At 64.5% G+C, this 15,673-nt stretch carries 16 protein-coding genes and 1 tRNA gene; 14 read left to right on the forward strand and 3 right to left on the reverse strand.

The genetic code is table 11. The features are described from left to right. Positions 1-7: 7 nt before the first annotated feature. From nrdR to AC0L3U_RS29415, 7 genes are all read left to right on the forward strand, one after another. Positions 8-490: a transcriptional regulator NrdR gene (gene nrdR / locus AC0L3U_RS29385; RefSeq protein ID WP_007603426.1), complete on the forward strand. Its 483-nt coding sequence runs from the start codon at positions 8-10 to the stop codon at positions 488-490. Continuing rightward, positions 487-1,635, forward strand: coding sequence for a bifunctional diaminohydroxyphosphoribosylaminopyrimidine deaminase/5-amino-6-(5-phosphoribosylamino)uracil reductase RibD (gene ribD, locus AC0L3U_RS29390; protein ID WP_473364143.1), 1,149 nt, complete (start codon positions 487-489; stop codon positions 1,633-1,635). The genes nrdR and ribD overlap by 4 nt, the downstream gene beginning before the upstream one ends. After that, complete coding sequence (locus AC0L3U_RS29395; RefSeq protein WP_473364144.1) at positions 1,635-2,258, forward strand: riboflavin synthase; 624 nt, start codon at positions 1,635-1,637, stop codon at positions 2,256-2,258. Before ribD ends, AC0L3U_RS29395 begins: the two co-directional genes overlap by 1 nt. A gap of 72 nt (positions 2,259-2,330) precedes the next feature. Continuing rightward, positions 2,331-2,822, forward strand: coding sequence for a 6,7-dimethyl-8-ribityllumazine synthase (gene ribH, locus AC0L3U_RS29400; RefSeq protein ID WP_473364145.1), 492 nt, complete (start codon positions 2,331-2,333; stop codon positions 2,820-2,822). Between the two features lie 2 nt (positions 2,823-2,824). After that, positions 2,825-3,322 (forward strand): transcription antitermination factor NusB, encoded by a 498-nt coding sequence (gene nusB, locus AC0L3U_RS29405; protein ID WP_007611091.1) that lies wholly within the window; start codon positions 2,825-2,827, stop codon positions 3,320-3,322. 174 nt (positions 3,323-3,496) lie between these two features. Continuing rightward, positions 3,497-4,495: a thiamine-phosphate kinase gene (gene thiL, locus AC0L3U_RS29410; RefSeq protein WP_473364146.1), complete on the forward strand. Its 999-nt coding sequence runs from the start codon at positions 3,497-3,499 to the stop codon at positions 4,493-4,495. A gap of 237 nt (positions 4,496-4,732) precedes the next feature. Further along, positions 4,733-6,853, forward strand: coding sequence for a sodium-translocating pyrophosphatase (locus AC0L3U_RS29415; protein ID WP_027518323.1), 2,121 nt, complete (start codon positions 4,733-4,735; stop codon positions 6,851-6,853). Positions 6,854-7,158: 305 nt separating this feature from the next. Here AC0L3U_RS29415 and AC0L3U_RS29420 read toward each other — a convergent pair whose 3' ends face one another. Continuing rightward, a complete protein-coding gene (locus tag AC0L3U_RS29420) occupies positions 7,159-8,160 on the reverse strand; it encodes a Bug family tripartite tricarboxylate transporter substrate binding protein (RefSeq protein WP_473364147.1) in 1,002 nt (333 codons plus the stop codon). Between the two features lie 86 nt (positions 8,161-8,246). Further along, complete coding sequence (locus AC0L3U_RS29425) at positions 8,247-8,732, reverse strand: outer membrane protein assembly factor BamE (RefSeq protein WP_473364148.1); 486 nt, start codon at positions 8,730-8,732, stop codon at positions 8,247-8,249. Between the two features lie 98 nt (positions 8,733-8,830). Between AC0L3U_RS29425 and AC0L3U_RS29430 the strand changes: the two genes are divergently transcribed. The 7 genes from AC0L3U_RS29430 (at position 8,831) to AC0L3U_RS29460 (ending at position 13,570) form a co-directional block, all read left to right on the forward strand. Beyond that, on the forward strand, positions 8,831-9,397 hold the full coding sequence (locus AC0L3U_RS29430; protein ID WP_473364149.1) for a ubiquinol-cytochrome C chaperone family protein: 567 nt from the start codon (positions 8,831-8,833) through the stop codon (positions 9,395-9,397). Next, positions 9,394-9,957 carry a YceD family protein gene (locus tag AC0L3U_RS29435; RefSeq protein ID WP_473364150.1) on the forward strand — a complete coding sequence of 188 codons (564 nt, stop codon included), beginning with the start codon at positions 9,394-9,396 and terminating at the stop codon, positions 9,955-9,957. Before AC0L3U_RS29430 ends, AC0L3U_RS29435 begins: the two co-directional genes overlap by 4 nt. 298 nt (positions 9,958-10,255) lie before the next feature. Beyond that, on the forward strand, positions 10,256-11,317 hold the full coding sequence (gene plsX, locus AC0L3U_RS29440; RefSeq protein ID WP_247462565.1) for a phosphate acyltransferase PlsX: 1,062 nt from the start codon (positions 10,256-10,258) through the stop codon (positions 11,315-11,317). Continuing rightward, positions 11,314-12,294, forward strand: coding sequence for a beta-ketoacyl-ACP synthase III (locus tag AC0L3U_RS29445; RefSeq protein WP_456764044.1), 981 nt, complete (start codon positions 11,314-11,316; stop codon positions 12,292-12,294). Before plsX ends, AC0L3U_RS29445 begins: the two co-directional genes overlap by 4 nt. A gap of 133 nt (positions 12,295-12,427) precedes the next feature. Then, positions 12,428-12,769, forward strand: a complete 342-nt coding sequence (locus tag AC0L3U_RS29450; RefSeq protein WP_018456841.1) for an integration host factor subunit alpha — start codon at positions 12,428-12,430, stop codon at positions 12,767-12,769. Positions 12,770-12,796: 27 nt separating this feature from the next. Beyond that, positions 12,797-13,375, forward strand: a complete 579-nt coding sequence (locus AC0L3U_RS29455) for a MerR family transcriptional regulator (protein WP_219685258.1) — start codon at positions 12,797-12,799, stop codon at positions 13,373-13,375. A gap of 117 nt (positions 13,376-13,492) precedes the next feature. Next, positions 13,493-13,570: transfer RNA gene (locus AC0L3U_RS29460), tRNA-Pro, on the forward strand. 687 nt (positions 13,571-14,257) lie between these two features. Here the strand turns inward: AC0L3U_RS29460 and AC0L3U_RS29465 are convergent. Beyond that, entirely contained in the window at positions 14,258-15,610 is a 1,353-nt protein-coding gene (locus AC0L3U_RS29465) for a hypothetical protein (RefSeq protein WP_473364151.1), read from the reverse strand. Positions 15,611-15,673 lie beyond the last annotated feature (63 nt).

Raw genomic sequence — 15,673 nt, forward strand, 5'->3', positions numbered from 1 at the left:
TCAACGGATGCGCTGCCCGAACTGCAACAGTCTCGATACGCAGGTGAAGGACTCGCGTCCGACCGAAGACTCTTCCGTGATCCGCAGGCGGCGCGTGTGCGTCGCCTGCAATTTCCGCTTCACCACCTTCGAGCGCGTGCAGCTGCGCGAGCTCACGGTGATCAAGCGCAACGGCCGCCGCGTGCCGTTCGACCGCGACAAGCTGATGCGCTCGGTGTCGATCAGCTTGCGCAAGCGGCAGGTCGAGCCTGAAAGGGTGGAGAAGATGGTCTCCACCATCGTGCGCGAGCTCGAGACCGGGGGCGAGGCTGAAATCTCCTCCGAAGTGATCGGCGAGACCGTGATGGAGCATCTGCGCACGCTCGACGACGTCGCCTATGTCCGCTTCGCCTCGGTCTACCGCAATTTCCGCGAGGCCAAGGATTTCGCCGACGTGCTTGGTGAGCTCTCCGGTGAGGAGGAAGCGCGGCTCGCCGCGATCCGCAAATGATCTTCCGCATCCTGGAGGATCAATTCGCGCAGAAGGCGCGCGAGTCCAGGGATGCCGACCGGCGCTTCATGGAGCTTGCGCTGGCGCTCGGCAGGCGCGGGCAGGGACGTACCTGGCCCAATCCCGCCGTCGGTGCCGTCATCGTCAAGGACGGCGTGATCGTCGGCCGCGGCTGGACCCAGCCAGGCGGACGACCGCATGGCGAGCCTGAAGCGCTGCGGCGCGCAGGCGAGTCCGCGCGCGGCGCCACGCTCTACGTCACGCTGGAGCCGTGCTCGCATTTCGGCAAATCGCCACCGTGCGCCGACGCCGTGATTGCCGCCGGCATCAAGCGTGTGGTGGCCGCGATCGAGGATCCCAACCCGGAAGTCGCCGGTCAGGGTCATGCGCGCCTGCGCGCCGCCGGCATCACGGTGGACGTGGGTCTGTGCGCGCGCGAAGCCGCCTTCGATCATGCCGGACATTTCCGTCGCATCAGGGATCAGCGCCCGCATGTGATCCTGAAGCTCGCGGTCTCGCCCGACGGCAAGATCGGCGCGGCCGGGGGCAAGCCGGTCGCGATCACCGGCGAGGCGGCGCGCAACCGGGTGCATCTCCTGCGCGCGCAAAGCGACGCCATCCTGGTCGGCATCGGCACGGTGCTGGCGGACGATCCGCAGCTCGACTGCCGCCTGCCGGGCATGGCGGCGCGCTCACCGGTGCGCGTGGTGCTCGATCAGAGCCTGCGCATTCCCGGCGCAAGCAAGCTCGTGGGCTCCGCGCGCGAGATTCCGCTGTGGGTGGTGGGTTCCGAACTCGCGGAGGCCGCAGCCGCCACGCGGCTCGGTGCTGCCGGCGCGCAGGTGATCCGCGTGCCGCCCGGCAACGCCTTGGGACTCGATCTTGCGGCGGTGCTGCATGCATTGGCGGGCAAGGGCATCACGCGGCTGATGGTCGAGGGCGGCAGCCGCGTCGCGGCGTCCTTTATCGCCGCCGACCTCGTTGACGAGATATGGCTGTTCCGCGGCGCGGAGGCTGTGGGCGCCGACGGGGTGGATGCGCTCGCCGCATTGCCGCTGTCGAAAATCACGCAGTCGCAGGCCTACAAGGTTCATGCTAGCGAGACCTTCGACAAGGATACTCTCACCATCTACGAGCGCGCGTAATGTTCACCGGCATTGTCACCGATATCGGCGAGATCGTCGGCTTCACGCCGACGGCGCAGGGCCAGCTGCACCGGCTGCGCATCGCCTGCCGCTACGACCAGACCACCATTGCCGACGGCGCCTCGATCGCCTGCAACGGCGTCTGCCTGACGGTGGTTGCTTCCGGCGTCGAAGGCGGCAAAGACTCTGCTCAAAGGACCTGGTTCGACGTCGATGCCGCGGCCGAGACGTTGGCGCTGACGACCGCAAAGCACTGGAGGGCCGGCACCAGGCTCAATATCGAGCGAGCGCTCAAGATCGGCGACGAGCTTGGCGGGCATATCGTCGCTGGCCATGCCGATGGCATCGCGACCCTCGTCAGCCGCGAGGACCTGCCCGAGATGGCGCGGTTCGAGCTCTCCACGACGCGGGAGCTGGCGCGGTTCATCGCGACCAAGGGCTCGATCACGCTCGACGGCGTCTCGCTGACGGTTAATACGGTGAAGGACGTGACCTTTTCGGTGCTGATCATCCCGCACACCCTGACGGTCACGACGATCGGCGGCTGGAAGGCCGGAGATGAGGTCAATATCGAGGTCGATCTGATGGCCCGCTACGCGGCGCGGCTGACGGAAATGAAGTGACGGCGTCTTTCAACTTGGCTTACCCGCTGGTGGCGACTACATAGCGCCAACCCCTGTGGAACGGATTTGACGATGGCAGACGCGCGGCGCGCACCCCTGAAGGACCAGACCGACATTTCCGGCGCGCGCGCGCTGATTGTCGAGGCACGGTTCTATGACGATCTCCAGGACGCGATGCTCGAAGGCGCGGTGGCCGAGCTGAAGGCGGCCGGTCTGACCTACGACGTCATCACGGTTCCCGGCGCGCTGGAGATTCCCGCGGCGATCGCCATCGCGATTGATGCCGCGGCCGCCAATGGCAAGCCCTACGACGCTGCGATCGCGCTCGGTTGCGTGATCCGTGGCGACACCATCCATTTCGAGATCGTCTCGCAGGAATCTTCCCGCGCGCTGATGGACCTCGCAGTGACGCGCAAGCTGCCGCTCGGCAACGGCATCCTCACCGTCAACACCGAGGCGCAGGCCTGGGCGCGGGCGCGTGCCAGCGAGTTGAACAAGGGCGGCGATGCCGCGCGGGCCGCGATTGCGATGCTGCGCATAAAGCGCCGGCTGGCGCGGGCTTGATCATGGCCGATAACAACAAGAAGCCGCCCGCCGGCACAGAGAAGAAGGCGAACCGGCGCGGTGCGGCGCGGCTCGCAGCCGTGCAGGCGCTGTATCAGATGGATATCGGCGGTGCCGGCATCAACGACATTTTTGCGGAGTTCGAGAGCCACTGGCTCGGCAACGAGGTCGAGGGCGACACATATCTCCCGGCGGAAGCGGCGTTCTTCCGCGACGTCGTCTCCGGCGTCGTGCGCGACCAGAAGAAGCTCGATCCGCTGATCGACGAGGCGCTGTCGAAGGGCTGGCCATTGAAGCGCATCGAAGCGATCCTGCGCGCGGTGCTGCGGGCAGGGGCCTATGAATTGGAACACCGCAAGGACGTGCCGGGCCGCGTCGTCGTCTCCGAATATGTCGACGTCGCCAATGCCTTCGTCGACCGCGAGGAGACCGGCATGGTCAACGCGGTGCTCGACCAGATCGGCCGCCAGTTTCGCGGTGACGAGTTCGGGCGGGGGTAGGCGGCGCGAGGGCGGTGAATTGATGCGATGTGGCTGCCCCATATTCTGCTGTCATCACCCGCGAAGGCGGGTGATCCAGTACGCCGCGGCGGTCGTGCCTGAACAGTGGCGGCTCGGCGTACTGGATCGCCCGGTCAAGCCGGGCGATGACAGCGAAGTGTGTGGCTGACGCTGATGGCAAACCCACACGATCCCTCCGCCGAAGACTCCCTCATTGCGCGCTATTTCAAGCCGCTGGCGACTGATCCCGGTGCGTTGGGATTGGTGGACGATGCCGCCATCCTGCAGGCGCTCGGCAGCGACATCGTCGTCACCACCGACGCGGTGGTGGAGGGTGTGCATTATCTTGCCAGCGATCCGCCCGATACCATCGCGCGCAAGGCGCTGCGGGTGAACCTGTCCGATCTCGCTGCCAAGGGCGCCGTGCCGGCCGGCTTCGTGCTGACACTGGCGCTGCGCAGCAGGGAGGACGCCTGGCTCAGGCCGTTCACGGACGCGCTCGGCGAGGATGCGAAAACCTTCGCCTGTCCACTGCTCGGTGGCGATACGGTGTCGACGCCGGGGCCGCAGATGATCTCGATCACCGCCTTTGGCCGCGTGCCGCAGGGCCGGATGGTCGGCCGCACCGGCGCCAAACCGGGCGACCGTATCCTGGTGACTGGGACGATCGGCGACGCCGCGCTTGGCCTCGATGTGCTCAAGGGCGGCGCGGTGGCGAATGCGCTGGCCTCCGATCCGCACGCGCGCGAGACGCTGATCTCGCGCTATCGCGTGCCGCAGCCGCGCAATGCTCTCGCGCACGGCGTGCGTGACCATGCAACGGCTGCGATGGATGTCTCCGACGGGCTTGCCGGAGACCTGACCAAGCTCTGTGCGGCGTCAGGCGTCTCGGCCACGATCGACGTGACCAGCGTGCCGCTCTCGGCTGCCGCCGCCGGCCTGATCGCGGCCAAGGTCGTTTCCGTTGAGACGCTGCTGGCCGGGGGTGACGATTACGAGGTGCTGTGCACCGTCCCGCCGGCACAAGGCGACGCACTGATTGCCTTGGGGCGGGCGGCAGGCCTTGCCGTCACGGCCATCGGCACGATCGTCGCGGGCCATGAGCGGCCGCGCTTCCTGGACGGGCAGGGCCAGGAGCTGGTCTTGAAGCGGCTCTCCTACAGCCACTTCTAGGAATTGCTCCAAACCGGCGTCGGGACTCCTAAGACCAGCCCAAATACCTGCCGAGATCGGCCTTTTCGGCCTCATCTGGCGTTGCACCCTCAATTTGATTTTGGCAAGGTTGTGACCGACTAGGGCCGCGCCTTCGGGCAAGGGGCGGCCTTTTTCAAATCAAGGCGCCGCACCGCACGACGGAAAAACAAAAGGCGCCGGGGGTACGTTCATCAAGGATCTGAGGCAAAAAATCACATGACAGCATTATGGTTGATTGTGCTCTGCGGAGTGCTTTCCGTCGTCTACGCGATCTGGGCGACGTCTTCGGTTTTGAGTGCGGATGCGGGGTCTCCGCGCATGCAGGAAATCGCGGCAGCGGTGCGCGAAGGCGCACAGGCCTACCTGCGGCGTCAGTACACCACGATCGGGATGGTCGGCATCGTCATCTTCGTGCTGCTTGCCTATTTCCTGGGGCTCTATGTCGCGATCGGTTTTGCCATCGGTGCAATCCTGTCGGGGGCGGCCGGTTTCATCGGCATGAACGTCTCGGTCCGCGCCAATGTGCGCACCGCCCAAGCGGCGACGACGTCGCTCGCGGGTGGTCTTGAGCTTGCCTTCAAGGCGGGCGCCATCACCGGCATGCTGGTGGCGGGTCTCGCGCTGCTCGGCGTGACCCTCTATTTCGGCTTCCTGGTCCATTCGCTGAAGCTTGCGCCTGACAGCCGCGTCGTCATCGACGCCATGGTGGCGCTCGGCTTCGGCGCCTCGCTGATCTCGATCTTCGCCCGTCTCGGCGGCGGCATCTTCACCAAGGGTGCGGACGTCGGCGGCGACCTCGTCGGCAAGGTCGAGGCCGGCATCCCCGAGGATGACCCGCGCAACCCGGCCACCATCGCCGACAACGTCGGCGACAATGTCGGCGACTGCGCCGGCATGGCCGCCGACCTGTTCGAAACCTATGCGGTGACCGCGGTCGCCACCATGGTCCTGGCGGCGATCTTCTTCGCCAAGACGCCGATCCTCGCCGACATGATGACGTTGCCGCTCGCCATCGGCGGCATCTGCATCATCACCTCGATTATCGGCACCTTCTTCGTGAAGCTCGGGCCGAGCCAGTCGATCATGGGCGCGCTTTACAAGGGACTGATCGCAACCGGCGTCCTGTCGCTGGTCGGCATTGCCGGCGTGATCTATTACCTGATCGGCTTCGGCAAGCTCGCCGGCGTCGATTACACCGGCATGGCGCTGTTCGAGTGCGGCGTGGTCGGCCTCGCCGTCACCGCGCTGATCATCTGGATCACCGAATACTACACCGGCACCGACTATCGTCCGGTGAAGTCGATCGCCCAGGCCTCCGTGACCGGCCACGGCACCAACGTGATCCAGGGCCTCGCCGTCTCGATGGAATCGACCGCGCTGCCCGCGCTCGTCATCATCGCCGGTATCCTGGTCACCTACAGCCTCGCCGGCCTGTTCGGCATCGCGATCGCGACCGCCACGATGCTTGCGCTCGCCGGCATGGTCGTCGCGCTCGACGCGTTCGGCCCGGTGACCGACAACGCCGGCGGCATTGCCGAGATGGCGGGCCTGCCGAAGGAGGTTCGCAAGTCGACCGACGCGCTCGATGCGGTCGGCAACACCACCAAGGCGGTGACCAAGGGCTACGCGATCGGCTCCGCCGGTCTCGGCGCCCTGGTGCTGTTCGCGGCCTACAACGAGGATCTGAAGTTCTTCATTGCGGACTCCGCGCACCACGCCTACTTCGCCGGCGTCAAACCGGACTTCTCGCTCAACAACCCCTACGTCGTGGTGGGCCTGTTGTTCGGCGGTCTGTTGCCGTATCTGTTCGGCGCGATGGGCATGACCGCCGTGGGCCGCGCTGCGAGCGCGATCGTCGAGGAGGTCCGGCGCCAATTCCGCGAGAAGCCGGGCATCATGCAAGGCACCGACAAGCCGGATTACGGCAAGGCGGTCGACCTTTTGACCAAAGCGGCGATCAAGGAAATGATCATCCCCTCGCTGCTTCCGGTGCTGTCACCGATCTTCGTCTACTTCGTGATCTACGCGATCGCGGGGGGCGGGCCGGCCGGCAAGTCGGCGGCGTTCTCGGCCGTAGGCGCGATGCTGCTCGGCGTGATCGTGACAGGCCTGTTCGTCGCGATCTCCATGACCTCGGGCGGCGGCGCCTGGGACAACGCCAAGAAGTACATCGAGGACGGTCATTTCGGCGGCAAGGGCAGTGACGCCCACAAGGCGGCCGTGACCGGCGATACCGTCGGCGATCCCTACAAGGACACGGCCGGCCCGGCGGTGAACCCGATGATCAAGATCACGAACATCGTGGCGCTGCTGCTGCTCGCGGTGCTCGCGCACTGAACCAGAGGCAGCGTTCCTGCGACAAACCCGCGGTGCAAGCCGCGGGTTTTTTGTCGGCTGCCAGCCGGGCGCGGCGATTCTTCTGGAGAAGTTGGGCACCATGAAGTTCGAGATGACCAGGTGCAATCAGTGCGGTAGCGATATGCCGATGGGCACGACCCTCTGTCCAAGCTGCGGCAAAGCGCAAAGCGGAGCCAGGAGATCAGGCTCGCTTCAGCCGCGCACCCTCCTGGCGGTTGCGCTGGCGGCGGCGGTGCTCCTCGTTTTCAACTGGATCAAAGCCCCGGCGCCGCAGACCGCCCCCGTCATTGCACGTCCATCTGCAGCCCTTCCTTCTGGATGATGCCGGCGAACTTCTTCGTCTCGGCGTCCACGAAGGCGGCAAACTGGTCGGGCGTGCCGTAGTCGGCGCGGGCGCCCATGGCCACGATGTTCTTCTTGATGTCGTCGCGCTCGAGCATCGCCTTCACTTGGAGGTTGAGCGCTTCGACAACGGCGGGCTGCACACCCTTCGGCAGGAACACCGAGAACCACGACGAGACGTCGAAAGCCGCAAGCTCCGGCGCGCTCTCGCGCATGGTCGGCAGGTTCGGCGCAAGGTCGCTGCGCTCGGTCGTGGTGACGCAGAGGCCGGTCAGGGTGCCGTTCTGCACCTGCGGCAGGCTCGGATAGAGGTTGTCGAACAGGATCTGGATGTCGCCGGCGAGCGCCGCCTGCAGCGCGGGACCGGCGCCGCGGAACGGGATATGCGTCATCTTCAGGCCGGTGAGCTGCAGGAACCAGGCGCCGGTGAGGTGAGGGCTCTGGCCGACGCCGGAGGAGGCGTAGCTGAGCTTGTCCGGATTGGCCTTGAGATAGGCGACCAACTCGGCGATCGACTTGATGCCGGTCTTGGGATGCGCCGAGACGATGTTCGGGATCCGGATCATGTTGGAGACCGGCTGGAGCTGGTCCGGCTTGTAAGTGAGGTTCTTGAAGATGCTGTAGGCGATCGCGTTCGGGCCGGGATTGCCGATCAGGATGGTGTGACCGTCAGGCTTGGCGCGGACCACCTCGGCCGTGCCGATCGTGCCGCCGCCGCCGGAGCGGTTTTCCACCACGGCCGATTGGCCCCAGGCGGTCTGCAGATGCGCGGCCAGGAGCCGACCCATCACGTCGGTCGAGCCGCCGGCGGCAGCCGGCACGACGAGGCGGACGTTTTCGGTGGGCTTCCAGTCCGCAAGGCTCGATCGCGGCAGGATCGCTGCGGCCGAGATAGCGGCAGCACCGGTGAGCACGCGACGGCGGGACAGCAATTGTTTGGGCACGAATCCACTCCCTGCATCTTGTTTTGCAGGGAGCGTATGGAACAGGACGCGCAACGGCAAGCCGCACGAAGCCGCAGGCTGAAGGCTCAGTTAAAGCTGAGCAGCTTGAAGATAGGCGTGAGGTAGCTCATCTCCTGGCCCGACGTCGCCGTGGTGCGGCTGATGAAGTCGAAGATCTTGCCGTCCTGCAGGCCGTAATTCGCAAGTCGGCGCACGCGCCGGTTCTTGTCGAAATAGACCGCGATGACGCGCTGATCGACCACCTTCTGATTCATGAAGGCGACCATGCGCTCGGAGCGCTGCGAAATGTAATAGAACACCTCGCCGTCCAGGGTTGCGACGGTGGAGGGGGTGCCCATCACGATCAGCACCTGGTCCTGGCTCGCGCCGATCGGGATCTGCTCCAGCGCGCCGGGCGGCAGGATGTAACCCTTCTGGAACTGCTCGCCGGTGCAGCCCGCAAGCGCAGCGCCAACCAGGGCCGCGGCCGCGAACAGGCGCAAGCCGCGCCAACGTGCATGAAGGCCGCGCCGCTTGTCTGCACGCAGGCTGGTCTGGTTCGTTATCGTCATAGCGGAACTGATTCCGTCCCCTTGCGTCGCGCGAGGCGCTGAAGTACCGGGCGGAGGCTCTGAATGCAACACGCGCGCGCCCGCTTGCGGAAACCACAATGCTTTGGCCGTTCAATCACTTCAGGAAACCCCGCCTAGCCTCGCCGGGCACCATTGAAGCCATCTATGGCATGATCGTGACGCAGGCGCGAGAACCCATATTTTACCGCGACTTGGGCGTGCCCGATACCGTTAACGGGCGTTTCGATCTGTTGCTGCTGCACCTCTGGCTGCTGCTGCGCCGCCTGCGCACGGTCCAGGGCGCCACCGGACAAGGCGCCACCGAGCTGTCGCAGGCGCTGTTCGACCGCTTTTGCGAGGACATGGACGACAATCTGCGCGAGATGGGGATCGGCGACCAGACCGTGCCGAAGCGGATGCGGGCTTTCGGCGAGGCGTTTTACGGCCGGGTCCAAGCCTACGATCAGGCCATGGAAAGCGGCGGCGAGGTGCTGGCATCGGCGATCTGTAAGAATATCTTGAATGGGGCCGGCATGAACCAGGCGCAGCGGCTCGCGGGCTATGCCAGGGCTGCCGAGGCCGAGCTCGGCCGGACCGGCGAGGCCGCATTGTTGGCCGCGTCCTTTAAGTTTCCCCCAGCGTTCCCTGAGGATGTCACGCCATGAGCCGACCGATTACCGCATCCGGGCCCGATCCCTGGCAGGTGCCTGTCATCGTTGCACAGATCCCGGACACCGGCCTGCATCGCAAGCTCGAGGCCTCGGCCGCCGAGCGGCAGGCCATGGCTGAGACGGCAGGCTTGCGCGAGGTTGTCTCGGTCCAGGCTGATTTCGATGTCGTGCCGAAAAGCGGCAACCGGATCCAGGTCACGGGGCACGTCCGCGCCCGGATCGGCCAGACCTGCGTGGTCACGCTTGACCCGATGGAGAGCGAGATCGATGAGGCCGTGGACCTGATATTCGCCCCCGAGGCCGAGGTCCGCCGCCTGGCCGACCTGATGGAGGAGGGGCACGAGGATCAGGAGCAGGTCGCCGACCCCCCGGAGGCGATCGTCAATGGCATCATCGACCTCGGCCGGCTCGCCACCGACGCCCTGTTCCTGGCGGTCGATCCCTATCCGCGGAAGCCGGGGGTGGTGTTTGAGCCCGAGGTCACCGCCCCCGATCCGGAGGACCATCCCTTTGCGGTGCTGAAGGCGCTCCAGGACAAGAAGAAAGACCAATAGGTCCCGTCTTTCCCAGAGGACCGCTTTGCTGCGGGGCGCGAGGTGTTTGCGATCGTGGTTTGAAAGGTCGAATTATCTGTTTGATTTTGATGTGTTTCTTGTGAATTCGGCCGTCTGCGGCCGGATCGTCCCGAATGCAAAAGGCTGGGGGCAAGAGGTTGTTTCGGGATAACAAAACGCTATTGTCGCGCCCCGGTCCGGGTGCGGCGTGGCGCTTGACCGACCGCCATGTTCGTGGCGAACCCATTTGCGGCCCCGCTCGTTCAAGACCGCACCAGACCAGGTTTCCAGGACTTTTATGCCAAGCAAGGTTCGCATCGCGCTTGACGCCATGGGGGGCGACGCCGGCGCCGCCGTGGTCATTCCAGGCGCCGCCATCTCGCTTGCCAGGCATCGCGAGATCGAATTCCTGCTGATCGGGGACCGCGCCAAGATCGAGCCCGAGCTCGACCGCCACCCCGCGCTGAAGGCGGCGTCGAAGATCATCCATACCGATGTCGCGGTCAGCGGGGAGGAAAAGCCGAGCCAGGCGCTGCGGCGCGGCCGCAGGACCTCCTCCATGTGGCTTGCCATCGATGCGGTGAAAAAGGGCGAGGCGGATGTCGCGGTCTCGGCCGGGAATACCGGCGCGCTGATGGCGATGTCGCGCTTCCACCTGCGCACGCTGCCGGGCGTCGACCGTCCGGCCATCGCCGGCATGTGGCCGACCAGGCGCGGCGATTCCGTGGTCCTCGACCTCGGCGCCAGCATCGGCGGCGATACCCACCATCTGGTGTCGCTCGCCATCATGGGCGCAGCGATGGCCAGCGTGTTGTTCAACAAGAAGCGTCCCACGGTCGGCCTGCTCAATATCGGGGTCGAAGAGATCAAGGGGCACGAGGAGATTCGCGAGGCCGGCGAAATCCTGCGCGCCAGGAACCTGCCCGAGCTCGACTATCTCGGCTTCGTCGAGGGCGACGGCATCGGCAAGGGAGTGGCGGACGTCATCGTCACCGAAGGCTACAGCGGCAACATCGCTCTGAAGGCCGCGGAGGGAACCGCGCGGCAGATGGCGGAATTGCTCCGGGACGAGATGAAACGGGGCTGGCTGTCAAAGCTCGGCTATCTCTTTGCGCGCAACGCCTTCCAGGCCCTGCGGAACAAGATGGATCCGAACAAATCCAACGGCGGCGTGTTGCTGGGGTTGAACGGAATCGTGGTCAAGAGCCATGGCGGAATCGCTGCCGAAGGCTTTGCCTATGCGATTGATGTTGGCTATGAGATGGTCAAATTCGATCTCCTCAACAAGATCAATCAGATGCTCAACCGCGAAGGTGGTGCACTCAATTCCGTGCAGGCCGCGCAGGAGGCTGTTTCGTGACTCAGATTCGTTCGGTCGTGCTGGGCTGCGGCTCTTATTTGCCGGAGCAGGTGGTGACCAACGCCCAATTGGCGGCGCGCATTGACACGTCCGACGAGTGGATCGTGCAACGCACCGGCATTCGCGAGCGGCATATCGCGGCCGAGGGCGAGTTCACCTCGCACTTAGCGCTCAAGGCGGCGCAGGCCGCGCTCGCCGATGCCGGCGTGGATGCGCAGTCGATCGACCTGATCGTGCTCGCGACCTCGACGCCTGACAACACCTTCCCCGCGAGCGCGGTCGCCGTGCAGCACGGCCTTGGCATCAACCATGGCGCGGCCTTCGACCTTCAGGCGGTGTGCTCGGGCTTCGTGTTTGGGCTTGCCACCGCCGACAATTTCCTGCGCACGGGCGCCTTCAAGCGCGCGCTGGTCATCGGCGCGGAAACCTTCTCGCGCATCCTCGACTGGAGCGACCGCGGCACCTGCGTGCTGTTCGGCGACGGCGCCGGCGCGGTGGTGCTGGAGGCGCAGGAGCAGCCGGGCAATGCCGCCACCGACCGCGGCATCGTGACCACGCATCTGCGCTCCGACGGCCGCCACAAGGCCAAGCTGTTCGTCGACGGCGGCCCGTCCTCGACCCAGACCGTCGGCCATCTGCGCATGGAGGGCCGCGAGGTCTTCAAGCACGCGGTCGGCATGATCACCGACGTGATCGTCGATGCCTTCAAGGCGACCGGGCTCAATGCCGACAGCATCGACTGGTTCGTGCCGCACCAGGCCAACAAGCGAATCATCGACGCGTCCGCGCACAAGCTCCACATCGCGCCGGAGAAGGTGGTGCTGACGGTGGACCTTCACGGCAACACCTCGGCGGCCTCGATTCCGCTGGCGCTGTCGGTGGCGCGCAAGGACGGCCGCATCAAGCGCGGCGACCTGGTTCTGCTGGAAGCCATGGGCGGCGGCTTCACCTGGGGCTCCGCGCTGGTGCGCTGGTAAGCCACAGTCGATAAAATTTTGCCCGAATCAGAGCGGATTATCGATGCGCCTGCATTGATGAGCGCTGTTGACCGCCGTATCGTAAGCTCATAATTTCAGACAACAATTGTTCGCCGTGATGTGGGGCAGGGCGATGACCGATCAAAGTAAAACCGTAACGCGTGTCGATCTGTGCGAAGCCGTCTACCAGAAGGTGGGGCTGTCGCGCACGGAATCGTCCGCCTTCGTGGAACTCGTGCTGAAGGAGATCACCGATTGCCTTGAGAAAGGCGAGACGGTGAAGCTGTCCTCGTTCGGCTCCTTCATGGTCCGCAAGAAGGGTCAGCGCATCGGTCGCAACCCGAAGACCGGCACCGAGGTGCCGATCTCGCCGCGCCGGGTCATGGTGTTCAAGCCGTCGGCGATCCTGAAGCAGCGGATCAACGCCCAGCACCGCACCAATGGCGACGCCAGCAAGGCGCAACCCGAGGCGTAATCCGCCCTCCGGATAAGGATTTGGCATTTGGACAAGGCGCCGGATGCGTTCCGAACCATCAGCGAAGTAGCGCAGGAACTCGACATTCCGCAGCACGTGCTGCGGTTCTGGGAGACGCGTTTCTCTCAGATCAAGCCGATGAAGCGCAGCGGCGGCCGCCGCTATTACCGCCCCGACGACGTCGACCTGCTCAAGGGCATCCGCCGTCTGCTCTACGGGGAGGGCTACACCATCCGCGGCGTGCAGCGGATCCTGAAAGAGCACGGCGTCAAATCGGTGCAGGGCCTCGCCGACGGCGCGGCGGCGGTCTCGTTCGGCGCCATCGAGGACGCCGTCGGCGCCAGCCTGATGGAGCCTGAGGAGGAGACCGGCGTCCGCGGCGCCCGCGACAGCGACGATGACGACTATCAGGGCGAGGAGGAGGAGGGCATCGACTTCCGCTTCTCCGAGACCGATGACGAGGAAATCCTCACCACCTTCCGCAAGGGCGGTACCCCCGCCGCGCCCGCCGGCCCCAGCGCCATCGACCGGGAGCGCCTCGGACGGGTGCTCGCCGAGCTCATCGCCTGCCGCGAAATGCTGGATCAGGCGCTCAAGGACGCCTGACGCCGGATCTCCTCGGCTTTGGGGCAGTTCCGGTGCCTTTCGGCAGAGGCACCAGAATCCAAAATGGTGTGACCTCGCCTTGCGCAAACCGGCGATCCTAGCTAATGGAACGACGTTCGGAGCGTGGCGCAGCCCGGTTAGCGCACTAGTCTGGGAGACTAGGGGTCGGAGGTTCAAATCCTCTCGCTCCGACCAATAAATTCAAGGGCTTAGTCTGACTGGGCCAAGAGTTTGGTTCGCTTCCGGGAAACCCGGGGGAAACTTTGCGCCGACGGCGAACCGGTCGGAAGTAGTGTCCCTCGCGATAAGGCTCGCGGCCTTCATCGACGGCAATGAGATCGACAGGATTGAAAGCGCCATCCGGCTCCCGGTAGACCGTTAAACAACATTTCCAGCCGGCAAACACGAATCTCGAACAAGCAATTCGCGAGCGCGCCTGCCAGTGTGGATGGAGAACGGTTGCGAGCACGGTAAAGCCGACATGCATTAGCTAGACGCTCAGCGCGTGGTTCTTGCGGTTGCACTCGGAGGGGTCGTTGGTGTGTTGAACATCGGGACTGGCACTTAAAGAGAACGGTGAGCGCGCCCCGGAAAAAGCCGCGTGCTGCCTAGGATTCGATGCCCCTCTGCGGTGGCGCGTCCGGCAGCGCCAAAGCCGAAACTCCGCCGGGGGAAGCGGGGCTTTTCTGGTGGGGATGAAGCTTACGGGCGCTTCAACTGCAAGACGCGTCACCGCGGAAAAGATTCAAAGAAAATTCCACGCCAGCCCGCGCTGTGGCGACATCCCTTGGGCTTTTTCCTTCATCACATCCTCTCGTGCGCTGTTCGAGAACAGCTGATAAGGCACCCTGGCGGGCCTCGTCCCGGCGACCTCGTGCTTGACTACTCGTCACCGTAGAACTTTGTATCGAACACGAGGTTGGAAGGCCGCCCTCCAGACGGGAGTGTCGCAACGTCGCAAGATCCGCTTATACGACTCGGCGGGAAACCGGTTAGGACTATACTTTCTCTCTTCCGATCTTCGGACCCTGACACTGGAAACTCAGCGGGCGCGCATCCCGACTTGAACGTGAAAGCCGTCCCCGAATAGCGGCTTCCTTCTTTCCGGCCTTTAAACAAAAGAGTGCCTCTCGCAACCGGCAGGCCAGGACGAGGTACATCGTACGTGATCTCGGTCGTGCCATTCTTCCACTCGCTGATGAGCACCTGCGAATTGTTGTGAATGGCAGAATCGACCCGGTCTGGCTTAGGACGGCTCGCGCTACGCGATCTCTCATCGACCACAGCTGCTGCGTAGGCTTCACGGTTGCTCCCAGGGGGCGCGTTTTCCATAAGCGCGGCGTGCTCACTCACCTGTGGGATCGGAAAGCTCTCACCGCAGGCGAAAAAGGTGCGATGGTCGGCGGAGACGTTGTGCTGGTCGCGTTTTCCGCATGCCATGATGTCCATCAGCCTGTAATGGCTCGCCGTGTATACGCGAATTGGGCACAGCGGATCGCACGAGCTCGATTGCATCATCGTGATCAACAGGTTTCGGCCGTCGGCCGACACGAGCGCTCCGTTGTAGATTTGCCCGCGCCGAGCGACAGGCGCGCTCCAGTCGATGCGGCTGGTTTGATCTCGCCAATAATGTTTGAAGATATACGATTGCGAAGAATCCAGTTCCGAGCCGGAATCGTACGTTACCTTCTCGTACGCTGATTCTTTGTTTGGGAAGTGCGCCTCGGACAACGGGGCAAAGTTCAGCGTTTCTGAGATAGGATCCCATCTGAGCGGCCGCCGGCAACTGAGCAGTTCTGCATGAGGTGGATCACCAGACTGACCGCATAGCTTACCCCCAACTGTCAGCCACAACTTGGATCGATCTCCTAGGCCTTCCATTGCCATGCCAAACGCACCGCTCTCAAAGACTTTGCTCGGGGGGTTGCCGGGCGGTGCAGCGTAGATAACGATCTGTGAGCCGCCAGAACCGGAATAGAGACTTTCCGCTCCCTTGCATTGGAAGGTTGCCTCATCCAACGCCCAGAATTCAGGGCCGCCGTCGAGCTGGCCACGCTCGACAACCGGGCCCGCCGAGGGAGTTCCTTTAACTTGCCTACAGAAAGCTGCCATGCCTCTAATGTGGCTCGCGACGGGATCGGGCTCCGGCGTTGCGCCGCCAAGAAACACGAGCGCCCCGATAACCAGCGCCACTTTCGCCGGGCGGACGGTAGTCACATCGACAATCGGGCTCATTCAAACTCTCGTTGAATATTCTGCGACGTCGTCGTGGATGGCTGACGGGGCCAATATGCAGTC

This window comes from Bradyrhizobium sp. Kon69 (genome assembly GCF_055807515.1).